Annotated in this window: 23 protein-coding genes; 4 read left to right on the plus strand and 19 right to left on the minus strand. The window is 61.9% G+C overall.

Going from position 1 to position 23,919, the window contains the following annotated elements:
- Window positions 1–17: 17 nt before the first annotated feature.
- Entirely contained in the window at window positions 18–635 is a 618-nt protein-coding gene (locus PSH66_RS27915; protein ID WP_017530995.1) for a hemolysin III family protein, read from the minus strand.
- A 144-nt stretch (window positions 636–779) separates the two neighbouring features.
- Here PSH66_RS27915 and PSH66_RS27920 point away from each other — a divergent pair, with 144 nt between their 5' ends.
- Complete coding sequence (locus PSH66_RS27920; protein WP_003176649.1) at window positions 780–1,700, plus strand: LysR substrate-binding domain-containing protein; 921 nt, start codon at window positions 780–782, stop codon at window positions 1,698–1,700.
- A 19-nt stretch (window positions 1,701–1,719) separates the two neighbouring features.
- Here PSH66_RS27920 and madM read toward each other — a convergent pair whose 3' ends face one another.
- From madM to PSH66_RS27970, 10 genes are all read right to left on the minus strand, one after another.
- On the minus strand, window positions 1,720–2,484 hold the full coding sequence (gene madM, locus PSH66_RS27925; protein WP_003176650.1) for a malonate transporter subunit MadM: 765 nt from the start codon (window positions 2,482–2,484) through the stop codon (window positions 1,720–1,722).
- A gap of 1 nt (window position 2,485) precedes the next feature.
- Entirely contained in the window at window positions 2,486–2,899 is a 414-nt protein-coding gene (gene madL / locus PSH66_RS27930; RefSeq protein ID WP_064454526.1) for a malonate transporter subunit MadL, read from the minus strand.
- A gap of 67 nt (window positions 2,900–2,966) precedes the next feature.
- Window positions 2,967–3,866 (minus strand): malonate decarboxylase subunit epsilon, encoded by a 900-nt coding sequence (gene mdcH / locus PSH66_RS27935; protein ID WP_305428025.1) that lies wholly within the window; start codon window positions 3,864–3,866, stop codon window positions 2,967–2,969.
- The gene (locus PSH66_RS27940; RefSeq protein ID WP_305428026.1) at window positions 3,863–4,459 is read right to left on the minus strand and encodes a malonate decarboxylase holo-ACP synthase; all 597 of its coding nucleotides are present in this window, start codon (window positions 4,457–4,459) and stop codon (window positions 3,863–3,865) included. Before PSH66_RS27940 ends, mdcH begins: the two co-directional genes overlap by 4 nt.
- Window positions 4,453–5,223: a biotin-independent malonate decarboxylase subunit gamma gene (gene mdcE / locus PSH66_RS27945; RefSeq protein ID WP_305428027.1), complete on the minus strand. Its 771-nt coding sequence runs from the start codon at window positions 5,221–5,223 to the stop codon at window positions 4,453–4,455. The genes PSH66_RS27940 and mdcE overlap by 7 nt, the downstream gene beginning before the upstream one ends.
- Window positions 5,220–6,062, minus strand: a complete 843-nt coding sequence (locus PSH66_RS27950; RefSeq protein WP_141062903.1) for a biotin-independent malonate decarboxylase subunit beta — start codon at window positions 6,060–6,062, stop codon at window positions 5,220–5,222. The genes mdcE and PSH66_RS27950 overlap by 4 nt, the downstream gene beginning before the upstream one ends.
- The gene (locus PSH66_RS27955) at window positions 6,055–6,354 is read right to left on the minus strand and encodes a malonate decarboxylase subunit delta (RefSeq protein WP_003176657.1); all 300 of its coding nucleotides are present in this window, start codon (window positions 6,352–6,354) and stop codon (window positions 6,055–6,057) included. The genes PSH66_RS27950 and PSH66_RS27955 overlap by 8 nt, the downstream gene beginning before the upstream one ends.
- The gene (locus PSH66_RS27960) at window positions 6,354–7,187 is read right to left on the minus strand and encodes a triphosphoribosyl-dephospho-CoA synthase (protein WP_003176658.1); all 834 of its coding nucleotides are present in this window, start codon (window positions 7,185–7,187) and stop codon (window positions 6,354–6,356) included. Before PSH66_RS27960 ends, PSH66_RS27955 begins: the two co-directional genes overlap by 1 nt.
- A complete protein-coding gene (mdcA, locus tag PSH66_RS27965) occupies window positions 7,188–8,858 on the minus strand; it encodes a malonate decarboxylase subunit alpha (protein ID WP_003176659.1) in 1,671 nt (556 codons plus the stop codon).
- A gap of 320 nt (window positions 8,859–9,178) precedes the next feature.
- Window positions 9,179–9,871, minus strand: coding sequence for an NBR1-Ig-like domain-containing protein (locus PSH66_RS27970; protein WP_305428028.1), 693 nt, complete (start codon window positions 9,869–9,871; stop codon window positions 9,179–9,181).
- Window positions 9,872–10,103: 232 nt separating this feature from the next.
- Between PSH66_RS27970 and PSH66_RS27975 the strand changes: the two genes are divergently transcribed.
- The 3 genes from PSH66_RS27975 to PSH66_RS27985 are packed head-to-tail and all read left to right on the plus strand — an operon-like array spanning window position 10,104 to window position 11,562.
- Window positions 10,104–10,328 (plus strand): hypothetical protein, encoded by a 225-nt coding sequence (locus PSH66_RS27975; protein ID WP_305428029.1) that lies wholly within the window; start codon window positions 10,104–10,106, stop codon window positions 10,326–10,328.
- Window positions 10,329–10,343: 15 nt separating this feature from the next.
- A complete protein-coding gene (locus PSH66_RS27980; protein ID WP_305428030.1) occupies window positions 10,344–10,910 on the plus strand; it encodes a hypothetical protein in 567 nt (188 codons plus the stop codon).
- Window positions 10,911–10,932: 22 nt separating this feature from the next.
- Window positions 10,933–11,562, plus strand: coding sequence for a LysE/ArgO family amino acid transporter (locus PSH66_RS27985; RefSeq protein WP_305428031.1), 630 nt, complete (start codon window positions 10,933–10,935; stop codon window positions 11,560–11,562).
- Window positions 11,563–11,657: 95 nt separating this feature from the next.
- On the opposite strand, the gene PSH66_RS27990 is transcribed toward PSH66_RS27985, so the two are convergent.
- From PSH66_RS27990 to PSH66_RS28025, 8 genes are all read right to left on the minus strand, one after another.
- Window positions 11,658–11,897, minus strand: a complete 240-nt coding sequence (locus tag PSH66_RS27990; RefSeq protein WP_003176664.1) for a DUF6124 family protein — start codon at window positions 11,895–11,897, stop codon at window positions 11,658–11,660.
- 335 nt (window positions 11,898–12,232) lie between these two features.
- The gene (locus PSH66_RS27995) at window positions 12,233–12,652 is read right to left on the minus strand and encodes a hypothetical protein (RefSeq protein ID WP_305429661.1); all 420 of its coding nucleotides are present in this window, start codon (window positions 12,650–12,652) and stop codon (window positions 12,233–12,235) included.
- Complete coding sequence (locus tag PSH66_RS28000; protein ID WP_305428032.1) at window positions 12,630–13,013, minus strand: polymorphic toxin type 44 domain-containing protein; 384 nt, start codon at window positions 13,011–13,013, stop codon at window positions 12,630–12,632. The genes PSH66_RS27995 and PSH66_RS28000 overlap by 23 nt, the downstream gene beginning before the upstream one ends.
- A gap of 302 nt (window positions 13,014–13,315) precedes the next feature.
- Window positions 13,316–14,860: a Fic family protein gene (locus PSH66_RS28005; protein WP_305428033.1), complete on the minus strand. Its 1,545-nt coding sequence runs from the start codon at window positions 14,858–14,860 to the stop codon at window positions 13,316–13,318.
- Between the two features lie 161 nt (window positions 14,861–15,021).
- A complete protein-coding gene (locus tag PSH66_RS28010; protein ID WP_205490989.1) occupies window positions 15,022–15,477 on the minus strand; it encodes a chemotaxis protein CheW in 456 nt (151 codons plus the stop codon).
- Complete coding sequence (locus PSH66_RS28015; protein WP_305428034.1) at window positions 15,470–21,286, minus strand: Hpt domain-containing protein; 5,817 nt, start codon at window positions 21,284–21,286, stop codon at window positions 15,470–15,472. The genes PSH66_RS28010 and PSH66_RS28015 overlap by 8 nt, the downstream gene beginning before the upstream one ends.
- Window positions 21,287–21,337: 51 nt before the next feature.
- A complete protein-coding gene (locus tag PSH66_RS28020; RefSeq protein ID WP_305428035.1) occupies window positions 21,338–23,389 on the minus strand; it encodes a methyl-accepting chemotaxis protein in 2,052 nt (683 codons plus the stop codon).
- Entirely contained in the window at window positions 23,386–23,910 is a 525-nt protein-coding gene (locus tag PSH66_RS28025) for a chemotaxis protein CheW (RefSeq protein WP_003176669.1), read from the minus strand. Before PSH66_RS28025 ends, PSH66_RS28020 begins: the two co-directional genes overlap by 4 nt.
- Window positions 23,911–23,919: the final 9 nt, after the last annotated feature.

A 23,919-nucleotide genomic window follows, 5' to 3' on the forward strand; every position in this document is an offset into this window, starting at 1 on the left:
CACCGCCCCTCCCACACTCAAAGCACGTAATGCATGATCGCCACAAAATGCAGCAGGCTGCCGCCGATCACGAACAAATGCCAGATCCCATGGGAATGCCGCAGGCGATCCTCCAGGGCAAAAAAAATGATGCCGACGGTGTACAACACCCCCCCCGCCGCCAGCCACGTGAACCCTGCCATACCCAGCCCGGCGATCAGCGGCTTGACCGCCACCAGCACGATCCAGCCCATCACCGCGTAGATCACGATGGACAGAATCCGCGCCTCGGAGCGCGGCTTGATCTCCTGCAGGATACCGATCACCGCCAGCCCCCACACGATGCCGAACAGCGTCCAGCCCCACGGACCGCGCAGCGTCACCAGGCAAAACGGCGTGTAGCTGCCGGCGATCAACAGGTAGATCGAAAAGTGATCGACCTTCTGCATGATCTCTTTTCGCCGCCCGCGCACGCTGTGATACACGGTCGACGCGCTGTACAGCACCATCAACGTAAAACCATAGATCGCCACGCTGACGATCTTCCAGGGGCTGCCATCCAGGCTCGCCACCACCAGCATCCACACGGCGCCGATACACGCCGCGACTGCACCGAGCAAATGGCTCCAGGCGTTGAAGCGTTCCCCGTGATACATGTGTCACTGACCTCCTGTAACCGTTGACGGCTGGCGGCAAGCCTCCAGCCTTGCGCATCAGAGTGCAAGCGCCGTGTGACGTTCCGGCGACGCCGCACGGTTTTACGGGCACAATCGAAGGCATTCGAACAAGAGCCCACGGCCATGCTGATCGACGAAGAATTCACCCTCAAAAAGCTCGAAATCTTCCTGGCGTTCATGCGCACCGGCAACCTGGCCCGCGCCGCCGCAGAGCTGCAGACCAGCAATGTCAGCGTGCATCGCGCCATTCATTCGCTGGAAAATGCCCTGCGCTGCCCGCTGTTCAAGCATGAAGGGCGCAACCTCACCCCGCTGGAAAGCGCCTACGTACTTGAAGAACGCGCACAGAAACTGGTGGCCGATGTGGTCGACAGCGTGCGCCTCACCCGCGAAGCCGCCGGCTTCTCCGCCGAGCGCTTCAAGCTCGGCTCGCTGTATTCGCTGACGGTCAAGACCGTGCCGCAACTGATCATGGGCCTGAAGATCCGCCGCAGCGAACTCAACATCGACCTGATCCTGGGCTCCAACTTCGACCTGCTCTACAAGCTCAAGAACATGGAAGTCGACGCGATCCTGATCTCCCTCGACGAACACGCCAACGACCCCGATTGCGAGCAGATCGCGCTGTTCTCCGATGACATCTTCCTCGCCACCCCGGCCGACTCACCCTTTGACCGCACTCGGGAAATCGATCTGGCGGACGTACGCGACGCCACCTTCATCACCCTCACCCAAGGCTTTGCCACCCACCAGGACGGCAACCGGGTGTTCAAGCAGGCGGGGTTCGAGCCGAAGGTGGCGATGCAGGTCAACGACATCTTCACGCTGTTGAGCATGGTCAGTTCGGGAGTGGGTTATGCGCTGCTGCCGGGGCGGATTGCGGCGGTGTATGAGAACCGCGTGAAGCTGATACCGCTGCAAGCCAGGTATCGCTTGCAGCAGCATATTGGCGTGGTGTTCTTGAAGGCCAAGGAGCGTGACCCTAACCTGCTGGCGTTGTTGGCGGAGTGTCGGATGTACGCCAATCGGCAGGTGCCAGCCTGACACTCCGCAAACCCAGAGGTCAGCCCACCAACCCGCGCACAATGAAGTACAGCAACGAAGGCCCCAGCAAACACCCAAGCCCGGTATGAAACGTCGCGGTCAACGCACCATACGGCACCAGGCGCCGATCCGTCGCCGCCAGGCCCGCGGTCACTCCACTCACCGTGCCGGCCAACCCGCCGAACACCATCGCCGAACGCGGGTTATCCAGCCCCATCCAGCGCGCGGCCACAGGTGTGCCGACCATCACCAGAATCGCCTTGATCAAGCCGGTGGCAATCGACAGCGCCATTACATCCGAGGTCGCGCCAATCGCCGCGCCGGTGACCGGGCCGACGATATAGGTCACGGCGCCGGCACCGATGGTGGTCATGCTGATCGCATCGCGATAACCAAAGGCCCAGGCCATGCTCGCGCCGACGATAAACGGCAGAATCGTGCCCAGCAGCAAGGCGATCACACCGATCATCCCGGCTTTGCGCGCTTCGGTAGCTTGCACTTCGAACGCGGTGGCAACGATGGCGAAGTCGCGCAGCATCGCGCCGCCCATCAGGCCGATGCCGGAGAACAGCGCCAGGTCGGCCAAGCCTTTTTGCCCACCGGTAATCGTGCCGCCGACCCAGGCCAGGACCAGCCCAATCACGATGGCAATCGCCGAGCCGTGAATGCGTCCGAAGGTCAGGCGCTTGGACAACACCACGGACACCCACATCACCACACCCACGAAAGCAAAGGCGGTGATCAGGCCATTATGTTCCAAGCCTTTTTCGATAAGATCCCACATATCAGCGGCCTCCCACGACAGGTGTGGGTGTGATCAGCGGCTCTTCATCGGGCAACGGTTCGCCTTTATGCGTACGGCTGATCAAGGCAATGGTGCAACCACACACCACCACCGAACCGATGGCCGCGAGCACCGCGACCGGGCCACCGTGCAGGGCGGTGACCACGTTTTGTTGTGCCGCCATCGCCACCACCACCGGGATATACATGGCGCCCCAGAAGCCGACGCCCATTTCGCAATCCTTGGTCATGCCGCCGCGCTTTTGCATCCACAGGCGGGCGCAGATCAGCAGGATCATCGCGATGCCCACCCCGCCCACGTTGGATTTTACGCCCAGCAATACGCCGAGCATGTCGCCCATGATCACGCCCGCGAGCGTGCAGATCGCCAGCAGTGCCACACCGTAAATAATCATTGTTGTTGTCCTCAAAGTGCTCGATCGACATTGTTGTTTTTGTACTTCGAAAGCCTTGGGTAGTGCTTTATCGGTGGCGGCGTTCCTCCTCTTGCAGCAGGGCCTGCAAGGTGTCCAGGCGCGCGCCTTCGCAGGCGATCACCGTGCCTTGTTCAAAGACACGCCGTGACAAACCGGTGAGCACGGCGCCCGGGGGCAGTTCGATTTGCAGGCGCACCCCGCGCTCGTAGGCGCTCTGCACGGTGCCGCGCCAATCGACGACGCGGCACATGTTGAAGGTCAGGTCGTCGCGCAGTTGCTCGGGGTTTTGGATCGGCCGCGCACGGGTGCTGCTCAGGTAGGTGATGCGCGGCGCCGTGAGCGGAACGAAGGCTTGCGCCAAGGTCCGCGCCGGTTGCTCCAGCAGCGCGCAATGGGACGGCACGCTCACGGCCAGACGCCTGGCAACGCCATTGCCTTGGATACGTCGGGCGACAAGCGTCATGGCGGCGTCGCTGCCGGCGATCACGGTCTGGTTGTCGGCATTGATATTGGCCAGGTACACCGGGGTGTCGGGGCTGTGGATATCGGCCAGCAAGGCTTCGACGGTGGATAACTGCGGGCCGATGATCGCCGTCATGCCGTAGCCCTGTGGATAAGCCTGTTGCATCAGTTCACCGCGCAGGCTGACCAGCCGGACCGCGTCGGCAAAATCCAAAGCGCCCGCGATCACCGCTGCCGGGTAGGCGCCGATGGACAAGCCCGCCACGTAGTCCGGCGTGTATTGCAGCAGGCGCGCATGGGCCACGCCAGCGATCAACAGGCACAGTTGAACGGCGCGTGTCGACTCAAGCGCCATCGCGCCATCGAGTGCGCGAACGTCCTCGCCCAAGGCCTGGCTGGCTTCATCCAACACCTGGGCCGGCAATGACTGGAGCATGCCCGGCCGTTGCGCGCCCTGCCCTGGGAACACCAGCAGGCTGCTCATGCCACGGCCTGCCAGGGATCCAGGACAAGATGCGCAGCGCCGGCGGCCTTGAGCAGCACCCGCCGTGAGGGGCCGGCCCATTCGCGCAAGGCCACCGCGCCAAACGGGGTTTGCAGTTGCAGGTCGACGGCGCATACCGCCTTGTCCAGCGTCGCCAGCAGCTCCCGTGCGCTGTCGCGCGCCAGCGGCTCGGGCGTGCGCAGAATCAAATCCAGGTCGCTCAGGGCATGCAGTGCTTCGATGCCGGTGGCCAACTCGAAGCCGGCACTGCCACTGACGCCCCAGTTGGCCTGCGCCAGCATCGGCCGCAGTTGCTGCAGTGCCTGCAACGCGGGTAAATCCCGGGGAGAGATCACACCGCGCAACGCTTCGGGCACCACCCGCCGACGCACGGCTGTAATCGGCATCTGCGCGGCAAGACGTTGCTCACGCAAACACCCGCGCACGCCGACCGCCACCTGGCCCGGCTCGACGAGGGCGCGACGCACCACTACCGGATGGCCGGCGCTGATCGCATCCACCGCCCAGGCCGGTGCATCGGCGGGCAGGTGCGCCGGGGTCATGCCCCAGAGCAAGTCATGGGCGTTCACCATTGTTCCCGCAACAGCTGGCGTACGTGGCTGGAAGCGGCGCGGTTACTGGCGCCGAGGCGGCCGCTCAGGTCTGCGCTATCTACGTCCTTGATGGCACTGACCAGACACGCACGCACCCGCGCCAGATCGTCCGCCGTGGGCTGTTCGATCTGGCTGACCGACAAGGTCTCCCACAACAAGCCGAGGCTGGCAAAGCTGTCGATGTCATAGGCCATCGGCGGCACGCTGGCGGCCAGGGCTTCGAGCTCTTCAACACTGCGCAGGGTCACCCGCGCCGCCGAGGCCTTGCCCATGGCGTGCACCATCACGCCAGGGTCGCGCAGGGCGATCAGGCGGTTGGCCTGGTAGCCGTGGGCGAGGAACGCACCGGACATGGCCTTGCCCACCAACAACGCAATCACCGGGTGCCCGGCCAAACGGGCGCGGGCGTAGGCATCGGCGGCGGCGGCCAGGGCTTGATGGATACCGAGGGCTTCTTCGCGACGGCCATAGGCTTGGCTCGGCACATCGACGATAGCGATAATGGGGCGTTTGTCGCCGCGAACGATGGCTTCATCCACCGCTTTGGCCAAGCCCCAACCTTCGAGCAAACCGACTTCGCCGCTGCGCGCACGGGGAAAACGATTCTGCGCGTCAGTGACCACGGCAATGAAGCGCACCGCCTGCTCACCCAACACACCGTCGGCCGCTTTCAACGAATCCGGCAAACCACCCACAGGCGTTGCGCCAGCACTCAACGCGTTGAACCACTGCAACCCTCTCATGAGCGTTCTCCCTGATACAGATCGCGAACCGTCGCCGGGTCGATTTGCGCCGTGGTGTCCAGCTCGGCCAAACGCGCCAGGTAAAAATCGGCTTGCCGACTGCGCTGTTGAGCGGGCAAGCCTGCGTGCAGCAACGCGGTGACGGTCTGTTGGACCTGCGCCACATCGTCCGCCACATAGCGATCGGCCAAGCCGCTGTTAAAACGCTGTTCACCGCCGGTGAGACTCCAGATGAACGGCCGATCGCGCGAATCGTATTCGTCCAACCCGGCCTCCTGTTCGATCACTTGCGGACCATTGAGGCCCAGGCGGGCTTCGCGGGTCACCACCAGATAGCTGCACAATCCGGCGGCGATGGACATACCGCCAAAGCACCCGACACTGCCCGCCACCACACCAATCACCGGCTGGTACTGGCGCAGATCGACAATCGCCGCGTGGATATCGGCAATCGCGGCCAGGCCCAGGTTGGCTTCCTGTAAGCGCACACCGCCGGTTTCCAGCAGCAGCACGGCGCGAGTCGGGATGCCCTTGCGGTTGTCTTCGGCGGCCAGTTCCAGCGCACCGGCGATTTTTGCGCCGCCGACTTCACCGAGGCTGCCGCCCTGGAAGTTGCCTTCGATGGCCGCCACTACCGCGGGCAAGCCATCGATGCGGCCCTTGGCGATGATGACACCATCATCGGCCTGGGGCACAACGCCTTGGCGGCTGAGCCAGGGCGACATGACGCGCTGGAACGGGTCGATCAGTTCACGGTAGGAACCGGCGTCCAGCAGCGCCTTGGCTCGCTGGCGCGCACCGAGCTCGACAAAGCTGTGTTGGGTGAGCAGGTCAGTCATGGCCGATCTCCTCGAAACCCTGCTCCAGACGCAGACGCACCACGCCGGGGGTGGCGCCGAAATCGTGGATATCAATATTCAGGGCCGGTGGCGTGTGTTCCAGAAAGATCCGCTCGAACAGGTGCTGCCAGCGTTGCTGCGCACCATTGACCGAGGTCTGCACCTGGATACTCAGCGTGCCGGGCGTGCCCGGTTCCAGCAGCACTTCCAGGTCGCCCGAGCCGACGCAACCCACCAGCGCACGACCTGTTGGCGGCTGCCCGGCGGGGAATTCAAAGGATAAGGTTTCCATCACAACACTCCGTCGAGGCGGTCGATAAACAGGCAGGCGGCCAACAGGTCGGCGGCGCCACCGGGGGAGGCATTCAGGGCCAAGAGTTGATTGTCGAGTTCGTGCAATTGGCGGCGGCCGGCCAGGGTCGCGCTGCCACCCGCGTCGAGCACCGCTTGAGCGCCATGCTGCATCGCGTGCAAGCCTTCGGTGCCGGCGCGGTAGAGCACGCAGGTGTCGGCCAGTTCGGTCATGATCGCCAGCAAGGCGTCGAGGCGAGCGTTCTGTTCACCGGCGTTTTGGCGGCGGCTCCTGCGCAGTTGCGGCAGGCCGCGCTGCGTCACGGAAGGGAAGCCCAGTTGCGCTTCTTCACGGGCACCGCGCACGCCGTAGCGTTGCGCGACCTGAGCGCCGTGGCTCATCGGTTGAGGCGCATAACGGTCGTTGAGCAGGGCTAATCTGGCCGCATTCAGCGTTATGGCGCGCGGTTCCAGGGCGGCCGATGCGGTCAGCAAGCCAAGCGCCCAGATCGCGCCGCGATGGGTGTTCACGCCTTGTGTGGTGGCGAGCATCGCCTGTTCGCCTTCACGACCGATGCGGCCGAGGGCTTCGCGTAGCGGCAAGCCGACCTCGCCGATATCTATAGCCGCCTCGGCCATCTCCTTGAACATCGGCCACAGCGACAGCGCCGAGGCGTGCATCAGCCCCAGGTGCAAATCGTGGTGGGCGCCATTGCCGCGCCGGTCCACCAGGGCTGGTTTGGGTGACAGGTCGGCTTCATCGATCAGCGCGTCGACGGCCATATCCGCCAGGCGTTCGGCGAGGCTCAGTTCATGCAGTTTGAGGGCGCGCATTTACCAGCTCCTGAATTTGGCGGGCGGGTTGTACAAGCCACCGGACCATTCCACCAGGTCGGCCACGCTTTTGGCGGCCAGCAACTCGCGGGTGGCGTCGGTGCGGCGAATCCCGAGGTCTTCGGGCAAGGCGATCAAGCCTTCGCGGCGCATTCGCGCGGTGTCCTTGGGGTTGTGGCGCAGGCCAATGGCGGTGACCCCGGCGACGGCGGCGATCATCGCCTGGCGCTCTTCCAAGGAGCGCGCTTTGTACAGGTAAGCGATACCTTCTTCGGTAAGCAGGTGGGTCACGTCGTCGCCGTAAATCATGATCGGCGCCAGCGGCATGCCGCTTTTGCGTGCCACTTCGACCGCATCCAGGGTATCGACGAAGGTGGGCTTGCCGCCTTCCTGGAAGGTCTCGACCATCTGCACCACGAGCTTTTTGCCACGTTCGAGCAAGGCATCGGGCGCATCGTCGTGGCGCATGTCCAGCCAGGCCGGCGTGCCGTGACGACGGCCGCGCGGGTCGTGCCCCATGTTCGGCGCCCCGCCAAAGCCGGCAAGGCGGCCACGGGTCACGGTGCTGGAATGGCCGTCACCGTCGACTTGCAGGGTGGCGCCGATAAACAAGTCCACCGCGTACTGACCGGCCAGTTGGCAGAACATGCGGTTGGAGCGCATCGAGCCGTCGCGGCCGGTAAAGAACACATCCGGGCGCGCGGCGATGTAATTCTCCATGCCCAACTCGGTGCCGAAGCAATGCACGCTTTGCACCCAACCGCTTTCAATCGCGGGGATCAGCGTAGGGTGCGGGTTGAGGGTCCAGTTGCGGCAGATTTTGCCCTTCAAGCCCAGGGATTCGCCGTAGGTGGGCAGGATCAACTCGATGGCGGCGGTGTTGAAACCGATGCCGTGGTTGAGCGACTGCACGTTGTGTTTTTCGTAGATGCCACGGATCGCCATCATCGCCATCAGCACATGCACCGGCTTGATATGGCGTGGGTCGCGGGTGAACAGCGGCTCGATGTAGAACGGCTTGTCGGCCACCACCACAAAATCTACCCAACTGGCCGGGATGTCCACGCGGGGCAAGTCGCTGACGTCGTCCACCAACTGGTTGACCTGCACGATGACGATGCCATCGCTGAAGGCGGCGGGTTCGATCAACGCCGGCGTGTCTTCGGTGCTGGCGCCGGTGTAGATATTGCCGGCGCGGTCGGCCATGAAACCGGCCGAGAGTACGACGTTGGGGATCAAGTCCACGACCAGGCGGGCATAGAGTTCGATGTAGGTGTGGATCGCGCCGACTTCCAGCAGACCGTCTTCCAGCAACTGGCTGATGCGCAGGGATTGGGTGCCGGCGAAGGAAAAGTCCAGCTTGCGGGCGATGCCTTTTTCGAACAGGTCCAAGTGCTCGGAGCGGCCAACGCTGGGCATGATCATGTGCAAATCGTGGAGCTTGGCCGGGTCGGCCTTGGCCAGGGAGCGCGAGAGGAAATCAGCTTGCTTCTGGTTGTTGCCCTCCAGCACCACACGGTCGCCGGGGAGGATCAGCGCCTCAAGCGCTTCGACGATCCTGTCGCTGGGCAACACCGCCCCGTCTGCGTACTGTTGGACCAGCCCGAGCCGCCGCTGCTTCTCGTCGCGCCGCCGCGTCCAGCGCGAGTCGGGGGTTATTGTTGTTGTCATGGTCGCTCCACGGGATTTGCTGTCGTGGGGCTTACCTTAGGAGTGATTCAGGGAGCCATCAATCAAGCTCAGTAGCAGACCGTTACGCCTGGAGTAACGAAGATCGAATTTTGGGAGGGGGCTTGCTCCCGATGCAGTCAGTCAGTCACCCTATCTGGGGCTGATCCACTGCTATCGGGAGCAAGCCCCTCCCAAGTTTGCTCAGTGGTGTTGGTGGGATAGCGGTCCCAAAAAGGGAATGATCAGTCCCTGTTTGGGACCTTTTGCGGCGAAGGGCTGACCTGCTCCAGCGCGCTATCCACCAATACTGCCCGCAGCGTTCAACGCGCCATAACATTGACCAACACATGCAAAATGAACGCAGGCCCATAGCAAGGTTTTCCCTGCGCATCCTCAATTCTCCAGATTGAAGCCAACGTGCAGGTTTCCCTGGGGGCCGCAAACTCCACACTGATATGCACGGGCTGCCCCGGCAGCGTATCGGCAATGGGGAGCTCGCTGTGCAAGCTACGCAGGTGAGTGTCCAGCACGACCTCCAACTGACCTTGTGCGTCAGCCCGGCGGGCAATTACATATTCCCCGTCCACACGCACCAGTCGTCGCCCGCGCCAGGGGCGTGTGCCCAGGTTCTGAATCTCCCAGGTTTTCTGAAACACCTCCCCTGGCATTACGACAGTTTGATCAGGCATCGTGACATCGGCGTTGAACACTGCGACGTCCTGCGGATCATGAACACCAATGGCTCGATTGGTCATAGCCATTGAGCAAGCATTGGCGGGCGCGCCTGTCAGGTCGGCAAAGTAGCGAAACAACAACAGAGGCGAAACCTGCAACGCCTTGGCCAGCTTGATCAGCGTGCGTACCGACGGGTCTTTGGACGCCCCATCCGCCAGACCGTACAGGTAAGTCCTGGAGATCCCCGCCTCCTTGGCCAACCTCGTCAGGGGCTTGCCCAACTCTCGGCCGCGCCGCGCAATCAGTGACTTGAGGGTATCTCGCGTTTTTATGTTCATGCGCAGTTTTCAGTTCCCACTCTTTGGGTGAACGTCATGTCTTTGTCCACCAAAAAAGACACCCTGTCCGCCGCCACGTGACTTTAATCCAGCACAATCGCCATCTGCTGGCGATGTTGTGAAGGACATGGATGGGTCCCTTTTAGTCGGTCATATCCAGTGTCGTAGTTTCTCGCATGCTTGCGAACCCAGTGTTTGTTGCATTCCTTTACATCTACCTTTGGATATAGCCATGACCCACATCAAAGCGTGCTGTGAATCCATTGTTCGAACAGGCTTCGGCAGCCTGCAAATATCAGAAGCCATGCTGCAGGATTGCAAAAAAATCGTTGATGAATACTCCGCAATATCGCCAGCCACCAAGGCCTCGTTTTCCTTCGCGAAAGACACCGATGGATTTTTCCCCTTTGGTGCTGAGTACTCGAGCCTTGAGGATCAGCCAGACCTGTGTGAGTGATTTTGTTACTGGCCTGTGCACTCATCAAAACGAAAGGCTTTTGAGTTCATACGAAGTGAGTTTTTTGCTGCCGTTGATGCTTTTGAACGACAGATCAGCGAGCTTGCACAGGAACTGATGGACGGAGTTTGCGCGGAGTTTGGGGCCACTTCCTTGACCTCTTTGCGTGCGGCGTCCTATCTGCAACTGTGTGTCTATGGAGCCAACTCCGGGTCTGATAAGCGCCAGTTTGCTCAGGACCCTCACGAGGATGGCCATTTGCAGTCGTTTATCAAACCTACGCGTGACGGCCTCGTTCTGGTTCGAGGCAGCTCACTGGAGCCAGTACGCCTCTTGGAGAACGAGATTGCAATCCTGGCCGGATCGTTACTGACCGAGCTCTCAGACTACGCGATTCCCGCCGCATACCACGCGGTTCTGACGCCTCGAACACCAACGCCACGCAGCTCTCTTATTTACTTCGTCAACCCTGATGCGGAGCAGGAACTGACAGGTTTTTTCCGCCATCAGCCAATCGACTTGAAAGCCACCGCTAATGCACGCCATACCGGTTTCGGCAATCAACCCCTTCAATCGACCTGATACCCACGCGACCGAGCATTTCATGATTCCTGATCTCAACGCCCTTTATCTCGAAGGTCTGCTATTGGGCATCGGACTGTTCGCCGCGCCTGGACCAAAGGACACGCTGGTCATTCGCCAGGGTGTCAGTCGCGGTCCTGTCTGGGGGGTGGTGGCCGTATGCGTGTTCGCCGATATCATTCTTATCGGTCTTGGGGTATTGGGGTTGGGATCGTTGCTCGACAGTCAGCCCGGTCTGGTGGCGCTTCTGCTGTTATCGGGAGCGGCCTATCTGTTGTGGTTTGGCTGGCAGAGGTTTTTGGCTTGTGCTCGTAATCGATCGACGCCAGAGAGTCAGGGCGCCCTCAACTCACAACGGGGATTGCTGCGCACGGCAGTAATACTTGGGTTTGCCAATCCGTATGCCTGGCTTGATACCGTGGTGCTGATTGGCTCTATTGGTGCCGCAAAGCCCGTCAGCCAACAAGCGTCGTTTGCCAGCGGAGCGATGACCGCGTCTTTGGTGTGGTTTGTGGTTTTGGCGTTGGGATGTCAACGGTTGACGGGGCTGTTTCGTTCGGCAAAGGTCTGGCGTCTATTGGATGCGGGTGTGGCAATTTTGATGGTGTACCTGGCAGGAATGCTGATTGCTGATTTTCTGGCGCTGTATTGATCGGTTTTCGCGGATTGATTGAGGTCAACAAACGAACGCAATTTCATGTGGGAGGGGCGGTGCGAGGACCGTCCCTTTTTGGGAACGATCAAGTTCTAAGCCGCAGATGAGGGAGAAATATTTTCCAGTGCCTGATCCACTAGCAACTGCCCCAACTCGGCCATCTGCTGAATTCCCAGCATGATTGCGCGCTGGGAAACGTCCAGCTCAAAGGCCAGGTTGCAGGTGAGTGCGTTGAGCGAGGACAGCGTTTCGCTGGCATTGACCAGCAGGGTTTCGGTGTCTTGGTAGGGGGTTACGGTGAAGAGGGGCGGATTGGGGGTAGGTTTGACCATGATTTACAGCTCCGATATGTGATGAAGACTGCCCTCTTCCGCTTGCACGCGAATAAGGTGGCAGCTGTGCGCAGGTGTGCAAGACCGGGCATATCGGACCCCGGCAGACCCCGAGGGATCTCCCGCGCACAGCCGCCATAACAAGTACAGCAAGCATAAAAAACGCCCGCTGAATGGCTATGGGCGTTGGTGCGCCGACATGTAACCGGACTTGCACGTCCGTGTCACCGTTTTTTGCGATGACGGGACGAAGACTAGGCGCACTGAGCGATCACGACAAGTTCACGCACTTCCCAAAGTCTTGCAGGAAAAATCCGAAGCCAGCAGGCGCAGGCCTACAGCCTCATGTCGATGCTAACAGCCCCCAAACCTTCAAGCGGATAGCTGCGGTACTCATAAACCTCCCCATGAACAATGAGGTGGATGGTTCCATCCGCCTGGGTCACTTGGACATCAGGCTCCTTGGTTTTTAGAAATGGATGTGCCGAAACCAATGAAGTGAGTATTTCGTGATCATTACCCAGATCCTTATGGACGTAGTACCTGTAGGAAAACCCCACTGTCGCGCCGCCCTGCCCGTCACGCACGCCATAAATTGAGCTACCGTTGCCTAGGGAGTGTTTCAAAACCACTTTGTCCAGATCCGGTGTACCGGATGACATGATCCAACTGCCTGCGATGTAAATCAGACAGGCCACCAGAAGGCTGTTGCGCAGGACAGGTAAGAGGCTCTTAGTAGCCCTGAGAAATTGCATATTCAATCCCCCTCCTTATCCAATATTGATCGCGAGGATCATCGCCAAAAGGGTCATCGCCCCACCATGATCCAAACTCAGGCGTGGTGGTTTTTGCGAATGTTTGAGCGACGCCTGCTGCCCGCAACAAAACATGCTCGGGAATGCCCAGTACCGTACCTGTAGCACCATAATTGAAATTACCAAAAGCTTCGTACTGACGCCCTCGCTTCTTGTAGTTCCATGGGCCGGCTGCACGAACCTGGGAATAGAAGCACGAATAGGCGAATGCCGAGCCGCGCTTGAGATGAATGCGCTTGCAGTTGGATATCGCCATGTTTTCAAGCATCGAAACACCAGGCGGCATTAACGGTACGGTCATTTGCGGATCCTTGCTGGCAGTGAGAAGCGCAGAAACTAGCCATTCCCCTCCGGCCTGAAAACCCGCCTAATCCAAATACAGAACTCGCCTACAGCAACTCCATCCTATTCCGACATACCGCCCGGTGATGGTCGTCGAAGCAAAGTGCCTACGACTTATAGCTGGCCGGGTATCGGAAGCAACCGGTGAGCGGTTTGCACGGATTGGTTGAGGAGTGGGAGGGGGCTTTCCCACATTTGCTCAGTAGCGCCTGTTGGATAGTAGTCCACGAGAAGTTCATGCACGGCCCAATACCGCCCCAATCACTCTTCGCCACTCCCCACTTCTCGCTCTTCAAATGCCGATCGCACGGCTTCCACAACACGCTCTGTGCGGCCTGCATCGTCCAACTGCGGATAGGCTTTCTTCAGTTTGCCGGATACCTGCCAGCCATTTTCCTTGAGCGAGCGAATGATGCGGTTCGCGTCTTGATCAGGCATTTCAAGCACGTCCTTGAGCCGCTCCTGGGCAAGCTGGAAAGTGATGAGTACACGCGCTTCATCAGCCATCTCGGTGCGGACGGTATGCGCCACGACCTGCGCCGTGTACAACACGTGCTCGGTCAGATCAGGATAGCGCCATGCAAAGTGCGCGTCGTCGTAGTCATCGAAGACCAGGTTGCTTGAGGTGCCGTCTTTGTAGACGGCGACTTTTCCAAAACGATAGGACGCTGCATAGCGTTGCATAAATGGCCGCGAAAACACTTCCAACGTGCGGTCATAACGCGCCCGAAAATCAATCGAACTGATGATAGTGGCCGATACAGGCAGGATCACGCCCTCCGGCACCGCCTTATCACGGATCAAGATATCGTTGATCAAGAAACGATGAATCCGACCATTGCCATCGCGCATCGGATGGATATACACAAAGGCAAAAGCGATTGCCGCCGCCCGGGCCAACGGTTCGGCGCCGCGTGTGGCCAGCTCGAATGCTTTTAGGCCACCGAGCAAGTGCGGCAGCGCCTCAAAGGCCGGCGCGATGTAGTGCACGATATCCTCGCGCATCGTCGCCTGCCCCACGAAGACCGGCGAGCGTCGCAGGCCCAGCCCGAGCGCCTCATGCCCCAGAATACCGGCTTGCAACGTGTGCAGGCTGTCGTTACTCAACGGATCCTCGATAAGGCCACAGTGCTGGGCGATCACATGGGCAAATCGCTGGATCCTGTCGGCCTTATCTGCCTCCCTCTCGATCAGAAAGCTCGAGCGCGACTCCTTGAGGGTCAGCCAACTGGCCGTGCGCATCAGGATGTCGGTGCCAAAGGTTTGGTTCAGCTCGCGCAGGGCCAAACCCAAGTCAAATTGCAGTGCTTCTTGAACAGATTCGGTACGACGAACCAACGGGCAGAATGCTGGCACACCGGGAAGATTATCGTTGATGCGCCAGCGCCGAACCCGCAGCGGTTCAACACGAGTCAAGTAATGCTGTGCAGATACAGCATCGACATAACCGCCATTAGTGACATCCGGCACATCAAGGTGCTTTCCGGTCAGCCACTCATACAGGAATCCCGTGCGGCGAGCATATTGACCAAAAGGCGCCTGCCGGCACCAGGCTTCAACAGGCTTAGGGCCAATAACCGAAAACAGTCGGGCGAAAAATTCGAGGTGGAGGTCTTCGTACTTGAGCCCAAATTCGAAATGCCCTGCGAAGTCGTCCGCCGGCTGGTAGCTGGCAGGATACTTGCGCTCGACATGCCCATCTCTTTCGCGGCTCATCCGTGTCGTACCGATTACCGATTCGACGCGCAGAGGTTGTACCAGCGCGATTCGGTAGCGGTCGGCAAGCGCCTTGAAGCCTACTTGCATTGTCGAGTTCCCTAACGAGAGCTAAAAAATGATAACTATCAGGGGATAGTAGGCGAAAATAATAATCTCGCATCCACGAAAAGGCTAATAGCCACTTCAATTTGATAATAAATCCAATATTAGCGTCGAAAACGATAAAAACCATTTGCAGTGTTTTGTGTTCAGGCCAAGCCAGACTCAACCAGTAAGGCTTCGATCCCCATCAAATCCGGCACCTTCGCCACCTGTTCCCCCACTTGCACCGCCGCCAGTTCCAATGGGCACAGCGGCACGTCCACATAGCTCAACTCGCTATCGAGCTTGTACGACCGCGGAATACCCTGGATCACCAGCGCAATAAACTTCAATGTCGGCCGCCCGCCCAGCGCATTCAACACCACAATCCGCGAGCGTTCGCCGGTGACGCAGACCTCACCGCACGCCGCTTCAAAGCTGATCAACGGAATCTGCCGGTCCCGCCACGCCACTTGCCGCAAATACCACGGCGGTGCATCGCTGGCGGGTTCTCCGCGCTGGAAGTCGATCAGTTCGGCAATGGCAACGTTGGGCAGTATCAGGTGCCGGTCCGCCAGGGGCAGCAGCAACCCGGTGAGTTGGCTGGCGCGGTGATCAAGCATGGGACTTGCTCCAGTAGGCGATGCTTTCCAGCAGCACCGACTCTTGGTACGGCTTGCCGAGGTAGTCGTTGACGCCGATGGCCATGGCACGGTCGCGGTGTTTCTGGCCGGTGCGCGAGGTGATCATGATGATCGGCAGGCGCATCAGGCGCGGGTCATTGCGCACCTGGATCGCCACTTCGAAGCCGTCCATGCGCGGCATTTCGATGTCGAGCAGCATCAGGTCCGGGGTATGTTCTTCAAGCACGGCGAGGGCGTCGATGCCGTCCTTGGCGGTGAGCACGTTCATGCCGTTGCGCTCCAGCAGGCGGCTGGTGACTTTGCGCACGGTGACCGAATCGTCCACCACCAGCACCAGCAGCGGGCGCTTTTTCAGCGGGTCGTTGAGGATCAGCGGCGCATCCACCGCCTGCGCCGGCAAGGCCGGTGGCCGCGCGCGGATATGCGCCAGCAAATCGATGATCAACACCACGCGGCCGTCGCCCAGGATGGTCGCCCCGGACAAGCCCTGCACCCCGGAAAACTGTGGGCCCAGGCCCTTGACGACGATCTCGCGGGTACCGGCCATGGCATCCACATGCACCGCCACGTGGCGCTCATTGCACTGCACCAGCAGTACCGGCACGGGCTGGTATTGACCCAGTAATTTCGGGCGGCCGACGGTGTGCAGCAGATCGCCCAGATAGAACAGTTCGTAGCGCTGGCCGGCATATTCGTAGCACGGCGGGTCCTGCTGGTAGTGCCCCGCCAATTCATGGGGCAGCACCCGCACCAGGCCTTCAATGGTGTTGAGCGGGATCGCGTATTGCTCGTCCGCGCATTGCACCATCAGCGCGCGGTTGACCGACACGGTAAAAGGCAGGCGAATGCGAAAGTGCACGCCGGCGCCCGGTGTCGAGTCGATCACCATCGAACCACCGAGCTGGCGCACTTCTTCGTGCACCACGTCCATGCCCACGCCACGCCCGGAAATCTGGGTGATTTTTTCTGCGGTGGAAAAGCCCGGCTGCAAAATGAACTGCAACACGTCGCGGTCGCTCATTTCTTGATGGGGGGCCAGCAAGCCGCGCTTGATCGCCTTGCGCCGTACCGCGTCCAGAGGCACGCCGGCACCGTCGTCGCGCATATCGAAGACAATGTCGCCACCTTCGTGGGTCAGGTCCAAGGTGATGCGGCCCTTCTCCGGTTTACCGGCCGCCAGGCGCACCTCGCGGGACTCCAGGCCGTGGTCGACGGCGTTGCGCAGCATATGCTCCAGCGGCGCCGCCATGCGCTCCAGCACGTTGCGGTCCATCTCGCCCTCGGCGTTGCCGACGATGAACTCCACGTCCTTGCCCAGCTCGCCCGCCACCTGGCGCACGATGCGCTTGAGGCGCGGCAGCATGCGTTCGAACGGCACCATGCGCGTACGCATCAAGCCTTCCTGCAGCTCAGTGTTGATACGCGCCTGTTGCTGCAACAGGTCGTGCGCGTCTTCGTTACGCCGGTCGAGGGTGTCCTTGAGGTCGAGCAGGTCGGAGGCCGACTCGGACAGCGCACGGGACAGCTGTTGCAACTGCGAATGGCGGTCCATTTCCAGCGGGTCGAATTCCTCGTACAGGCGCTCGGCCTCGGCCTGCTGACGGCTGAGGATGCGGCCCTGGGTTTCGCTGTCGAGGCGGCGCAGTTGGTCGCGCATGCGTTCGATGGTGGTCTCGACCTCATGCAGGGCGATGCGTGCGTCATTGACTTGCTGTTCGATGCGCCCCCGGAAGATCGAGGTCTCACCGGCCAGGTTGACCAGGTCGTCCAGCAGCTCGGCGGAGATTTTCACCATGTCGGCAGCCGGATCAACCGCCGCTTCGACCTTGCCCGCCGGCAATGCCACCGGCAGCACAGGCTCGTCGCTGGGGTGCACCAGGCTTTTGATACGTTCGATGAGCTTGTCCACCGAGCCCACCGGCAAGCCATCCGCCACGGCATCGATCATCTGCGCCAGGCGGTCATGGCAGCCCTGCAATAGCGCAAACAGCTCGGGGGACAGCGCAAGCGAGCCGGCGGACAGCCCTTCGTAGAGAAACTCCAGTTCATGGGCCAGGTCGCCAATCGGGCCGATCTCGACCATCCGTGCGCCACCCTTGAGAGTGTGCAGGTCGCGCAGCAGGGTTTCGACCTCCTGGCGACTGTTCGGCTCGGCCTGCCAGCGCAGCAAGGCGGCGCCTGAGCTGTCGAGAATATCGGCGGCCTCTTCGAGGAAAATCTCCAGCAGCTCCGGATCGGTGCTGGACGTTTCCGGCACCGCGGCCGCCGGTGCCGGCGTGCCGGCCTGGCGCAGTTCGCGCAACTTGCCGACCAGCGCGGCGCTGTCGCTCAAGGGCTGCTGCCGTTGCAGCTCGTCCAGTTGCAAGGCCAGGCGCTCATGGCTGGCCATCAGCACCTGTGAGAGCTCGGTGGAGTAGCTGTAGCGACGGTCCACCAAGCCTTCATAGAGGCATTCCAACTCGTGGGCCAACTCGCCCACCGGGACGATTTCGGCCATGCGCGCCCCGCCCTTGAGGGTGTGCAGGTCGCGCTGCAGCGAGGACAACGGTGCCGCGTTTTCCGGCGCCAGTAACCAACGTTTGAGGGCCTGCCCGGCGCTGTCGAGGATGTCTACGGCTTCTTCGAGGAAGATCTCGACGATCTCCTCATCCATCGCTGTTTCGTGATTCAACCGCGCCGTGACGGCGCCCAACTCGGCGATGTCCGGGGCGCGCTGGCCGTCGCCCTTGATCAGCCCGGTGGCGGACGGGTCCAGAGCGCCATCCAGCAGTTCGCGCAGGGCCTGCACACGTGCCGGCGCCGGGCCGATTTCCTGGCCGGCGGCCAGTTGATCGAGCATGTTGATCAGCGCTTCATGGGCTTGTTCGACCTCCTGGAAAAACCGCGCGCTGACCGCCAGGCTGCTTTCTTCCACCGCGCCGTAAAGATCGAGCAAGGCTTCACACAACGCATCGATGGCGTGCAGGTCGGCGTCGTGCGCGCCCTCTCCCAGCGTGGTCAGTTCATCCAGCAATGCCGTGAGTTCCTGGCGCTCGCCAGGGTGTTGTTGCCAGCGGCGCAGCAGACTCTCGGCATCGAGCAGGATGTCCATGCCCTGGGCCAGGAAGTTGGCGATCAGTTGGGGGTCGCGCTTGATGCGCAGGCCGGTGTTGGGGGCGTCGAGCAGCGCCGCCAACTGATGGTCGAGCAAGGCTTGAGTACGGTCGATCAAGTCTTGCGCGCCCTTGATCGGCACCCGCGGGTCGCGGTCCAGCTGGCGCAACCCTTGCTGAAACAGGCCCTCGGCGTCGAGCAGCAACTCCACTTCATCCAGATCCAACGGCAAGCGATGGGCCTTGTATTCGCGGGTCAGGTGGTCCAGCGGGCGTACCAGTTCGGCGATCGGCAACACGCCGGCCATGTAGGCGCTGCCCTTGAGGGTGTGCAGGGCGCGTTGCAACTCATCGCTGACTTGCAGCGGCACATGCTCGGCAGCCTGGCGCAAGAAGCGGTTGAGGCTGTCCAGGTGGCTCTGGGCTTCATTGCGGAAGATCTCCAGCAGCATCGGGTCGTGGGGCTCGGCAGCCGACACGGCGACACCGTTGGCCAACGCGTGGGCGCGGGCGGCCAGGGCATCGACTTCACTGCGCTGGCGTTGGTCGTCAGTCGCAAAGTCGGCGATCAGTTCCGGCAGCAGGGCCACCGCTTCGTCCAACACCTGTTGTATCTGCGGGCCTAGGGCCACGCTGCGTTCCAGCACGCGGTTAAGCAGGTTTTCCACGGCCCAGGCCAGCTCCGCCAGCACCAGGGCGCGCACCATGCGGCCACTGCCTTTCAACGTGTGGAAGGCGCGGCGCATTTCGCCCTGGGCGGCTTTGTCGGCGCTGTTGGGCAGGTGGCGGTGCAGCACTTCCAGAACTTCGTCGGTTTCTTCGAGGAAGACTTCACGCAGCTCATCGTCGACAGGCGCTTCATCGGCCGGCGGTGGCAGCAGACTACCGGGGCGCTGCAAGGCCGGCGGGTTGAGGCGCGATGTGGGGTTGGCCAGCGCATCGTACTGGGACTGGCTGGGCGCGGTCTCGCCCGACAACGCGCCATCGGGCGCCACCAGCGCCTGGCGCCAGGGTTTCTCCGCCGGCAAGTAGCCCAGCGCCGCCAGGCTTTGGGTGGCCAGCTCCAGCACCTGCTCGCCGGAAGCATCGGGGTCCTGGAGCATGCGTTCCAGGTAGTACTCCAGGCCGCTGATCACGTCAGCAAAATGCCCCAACTGCGTCTCGGACGGCGGGGCGTCGTTGACCATCAACTGCTCATCGACATAATCGGTGCAGCCGCGCATCAGGCTCGCCGCACGGGGCAAGGGGATCATTGCCAGCGCACCGCGCACCTGGCTCAGCAGCTCCGGCACGGACTCCAGACGCTGGAGGTCCCAGTCGGCTTCGAGGCAATCGATCACCAGTTCCTTGGCCTGGCGCAGGCATTGGCAGGACTCGCGGATCACCAATTGGTGAATCTGGGTCAGGTCGGTGGTGGGCAGGCGGCTTTCTTCGCGACTGTCCGGCTCGACGGTGCCGGCCATTCCGGCCAGAGTGGCTTCCACATAGAGCAGCGCGCCGGCCACATCCATCAGCACCGCGTCGTTGGGTTCGCGTTGGCCTTGAGCCAGGCTGAGCACGACCGCCAACTGGTCGATGATCACTTTGCGCGGCTGGCCGAATCCCAGCACCGCCAGGGTATCGGCGATCTGCCGCAACGGCGCCAGCAGCGCATCGAGGTCGTCGATGTGTTGGCGGTCACTGCGCACGAACAGGTCGAGACGCTCCTTGACCCGCACCAGTTCCTCGCACAAAGCACCGAGCACCGAGCCCATGGCATTGCGGTCCGGCCCGGCCAGGCGTGCGCGCTCAGCGTCGACCACGGCACTGTCGGGCAACGCCTCGTCCAGGCCGTAGCGTTCCTTGAGGCTTTGCATGCGCGGCGTCGGCCGGGTGACTTTGGCCACGTAGAACAACAGGCTTTTGAGCAATTCATCCGGCGCCGGCTGGTTGATGCCGTCAATACTCTGGGCCAGCAGGCGCTTGAGTTGCTTGCCGCTGGCCTTGAGCAGGCTGCGCAGTGCCGGGCTGTTGGCGACCACGCCGGTGAGCATGCCCTCGACCAGCGCCGAGGTGACCTGCCACAAAGGCAACAACGGCGCGCCCTGGCACAGCGCTTCGAGGCGGGCGAACACCCGCGCCATGTCTTCCAGGTTGCTTGGGCCGTGGTCTTCACGCAACAGCCCGGCGAGGGCCTGTTGCAGCAGTTGATGCCATTGGCGCAGTTGCTCGTGAAGGTCCGGCGCCGCACGCCGGGCCAGGGCCTCGTCGGGCAGCGGCGCAATCGACAGCAGTTGTGGGCTGAACAGGCTGGTTTCCGACAATAGGCTTTCACCGCGGGCGCTGCGCAGGTCGTTGAGCAGCGGCAGGACGACCAGCGGCAAGTCGCGGCGAGCGCTGTGCACGCGGTCGAGGTACAGCGGCAATTGGCCGAGGGCTTGTTGCAGCAGGCGGATGCTTTCGTCGCGCTGACTCACCTGCCCGGCCTGGAGCGCCAAGGCCAGTTCCTCGATCTCTTCGGCCAGCAGCGCCGCGCCGTAGAACTCGACCATTTGCAGCGCGCCATGCACCTGGTGGATACCGGCCAGGCACAGGCCGATCACGTCATCGTCATGGGTTTCGACAAACGCATCCAGCGCTGAACGGGCCTGTTTCAGGGTTTCGGCAATGTCGCCCTTGACCCATTCGAGGGCCACGTAGTCGTGCCGGTCAACCATAACTGCTCCGCTTGGAATTCGTGGGTGTTCTTGAAACAGTTGGATCGCATTTCAATCATCAGCCTGTTTGGGCGGTGGAAGGGTGAAGCCCGACACCGACCTGCGTAACTGGCTGGCCATCTTCGCCAGATTGCCGATGCTTTCCGCCGTGGCGGTCGACCCCGACGACGTCTGCGTGGTGATCTGCTGGATCACGTTCATGGTCAGCGAGATTTGACCCGCCGACGAAGTCTGTTGCTGCGCCGCGTTGGAGATGCTCTGGATCAGCGCCGCCAGGGTTTTCGACACGCCTTCGATTTCTTCCAGCGCCACGCCCGCATCCTGGGCCAGCCGGGCTCCGCGCACCACTTCAGTGGTGGTCTGCTCCATGGAGATCACCGCTTCGTTGGTGTCGGCCTGGATCGCCCGCACCAGGGTCTCGATCTGCCGGGTGGCCGCCGATGAGCGTTCGGCCAGGCGCTGCACCTCATCGGCCACCACCGCAAAACCACGCCCGGCATCGCCGGCCATGCTCGCCTGGATCGCCGCGTTGAGGGCCAGGATGTTGGTCTGCTCGGCAATGTCGTCGATCAGGCTGACGATGTCGCCGATCTCCTGGGACGATTCGCCCAGGCGCTTGATGCGCTTGGCGGTGTCCTGGATCTGTTCGCGAATGTTGTCCATGCCGTGGATGGTGTTGTGCACCACCTCGTTGCCCTTGTTGGCGATCTCTACCGAGCGCTCCGCCACCGCTGAGGATTCGGCGGCGTTGGCCGACACTTGATCGATGGACTGGGCCATCTGGTTGATCGCGGTGGACGCTTCGGCGATCTGCTGGGCCTGATGCTCCGAGGCCTGGGCCAGGTGCATGGCGGTGGCCTGGGTATCCTGCACCGCGCCGGCAACCTGGCCGGCGGTGAGGTTGATCGTCGCGACCAGGTCACGCAGCTGGTCCACGGAATAGTTGATCGAGTCGGCGATGGTGCCGGTGAAGTCTTCGGTGACCGAGGCGGTCACGGTGAGGTCGCCGTCGGCTAGGTCTTCGATTTCGTCGAGCAGGCGCATGATCGCGTTCTGGTTGCGCTCGTTCTTCTCGGCGGTCTCGTGCAGTTGGCGGTTGGTCTCGCGCACCATCACCAGGCCGATCAGGATAATCGAGGTCAACGCCAGCAGGCCCAGCACATAACCGCCGATGGTGTCGAAACTGCGCCCGCTGGCCAGGTTTTCGAAACCGGTGGCCAGGTGCGAGGCTTCATCGAGCAGGGTTTGCGACAGGTTGAAAATATTGCTCGCCGAAGCGCGTACCTGGAACAGCTGCGGCGAGGTTTCGAGGATTTCATCCACCGAGCCTGAGACGAACTCGAACAGCTCGGCGATTTCCGTCAGCCGTGCGCGGGCGTCGCGGTCTTCGACCTGGGTGATGCGCAGGCCCGGGTTGCCGTTGAGCATGCCATTGAGCACCTGACCGAAACGCGCCGCATCGCGGCCAAAGGCATCGGCGGCCTGCACGGCGGTTTCATCGCCCGCCAGTACCGTGTTGACCGCCCCCAGAATACGCTCGGCCAGCAGCGACTGGCGCTGGGCCAGGGCCACCTGGCTGGCCGGTGCGCCGCGCTGCAGCAGGATGTCGACGACCTTTTCCGATTCCATCTGCAATTGCGGCACGGTTTCGGCCAGGGTCGCCGCCACTTGGTGCAGGGACAGCACGGTCTGTTCGCTGGCGAGGATCGCGTCAGTGTTTTTCAGCAGTGCTTCCCAGTCGGTCTGCACCGCGCGCATTTCGGCGCGTACCGCACCGGGCGCCGCCGGCAGGCCGGTAGCCGGATCGCCTTTTTTCAGGTAACCCCAGCGCTGGGCGAAGTCGTTGCGCGCCTCCCCCAGCAGCTTGAACGCCGCCGCCTTGCCGGCGGCGGCTTCGGTGGCGTTCTTGGCTATACGTTGCGACAGCACACGCAGTTCACCGGCGTGGCCGATGTATTGCTTGTCGTAGGTGGACTGGGTGTTGAGGTACGCGAAGTTGGCGAACAACAGCATGATGAACACGATCAGGGCGATAAACAGCACGATGATCTGTGAGCGGCTGCGCGAGCCGGCCTGGGGTTTGGGCGTGGTAACGGTGGTCATGCGGCGACATCCATGAAGCCTGGGGCCTTGGCCAGAGCGAAGGGGCTGAAGACCTGCCACGGTGGGTCGCCGTCGAACCGGCCCTGGATAAACGGCGCGCCGGGGCCGGCGTTGGCCAGCAAGGCGTCTTGTGCGAAATGCTGCATCCCCACCACCTCGTCCACCAGCAGCCCGACAAACAGATCGTTGTATTCCACCACCAGCACGCGCCGTTGCCTGCGCGCCTTGGACAGCGCAAGCCCGAGGAAACCACCCAGGTCCATCACCGGCAGCAAGCGCCCGCGCAGGTTGGCCACGCCCCTGACCCAGGCCTTGACCCCGGGCATCAGCGTACAGCGAGGCTCATGCAGCACTTCGGCGATTTCCCCCATCGGCGCCACATACCACTGTTCACCCAGGCGAAAACCGATACCGCTCCAGCGCTGCAGGCGGGTTTCCTGGGACGGCAGGTCGGCCGCCAGCAAGCGGCAGCGGCGGTCGATGTCCAGCAACAGCTCGAAGGCGGTTTGCGACTCGGTCATGATCGCGAA

Origin of the sequence: Pseudomonas sp. FP597 (genome assembly GCF_030687435.1) — a bacterium.
In the GTDB taxonomy this organism is placed as follows: domain Bacteria; phylum Pseudomonadota; class Gammaproteobacteria; order Pseudomonadales; family Pseudomonadaceae; genus Aquipseudomonas; species Aquipseudomonas lactucae.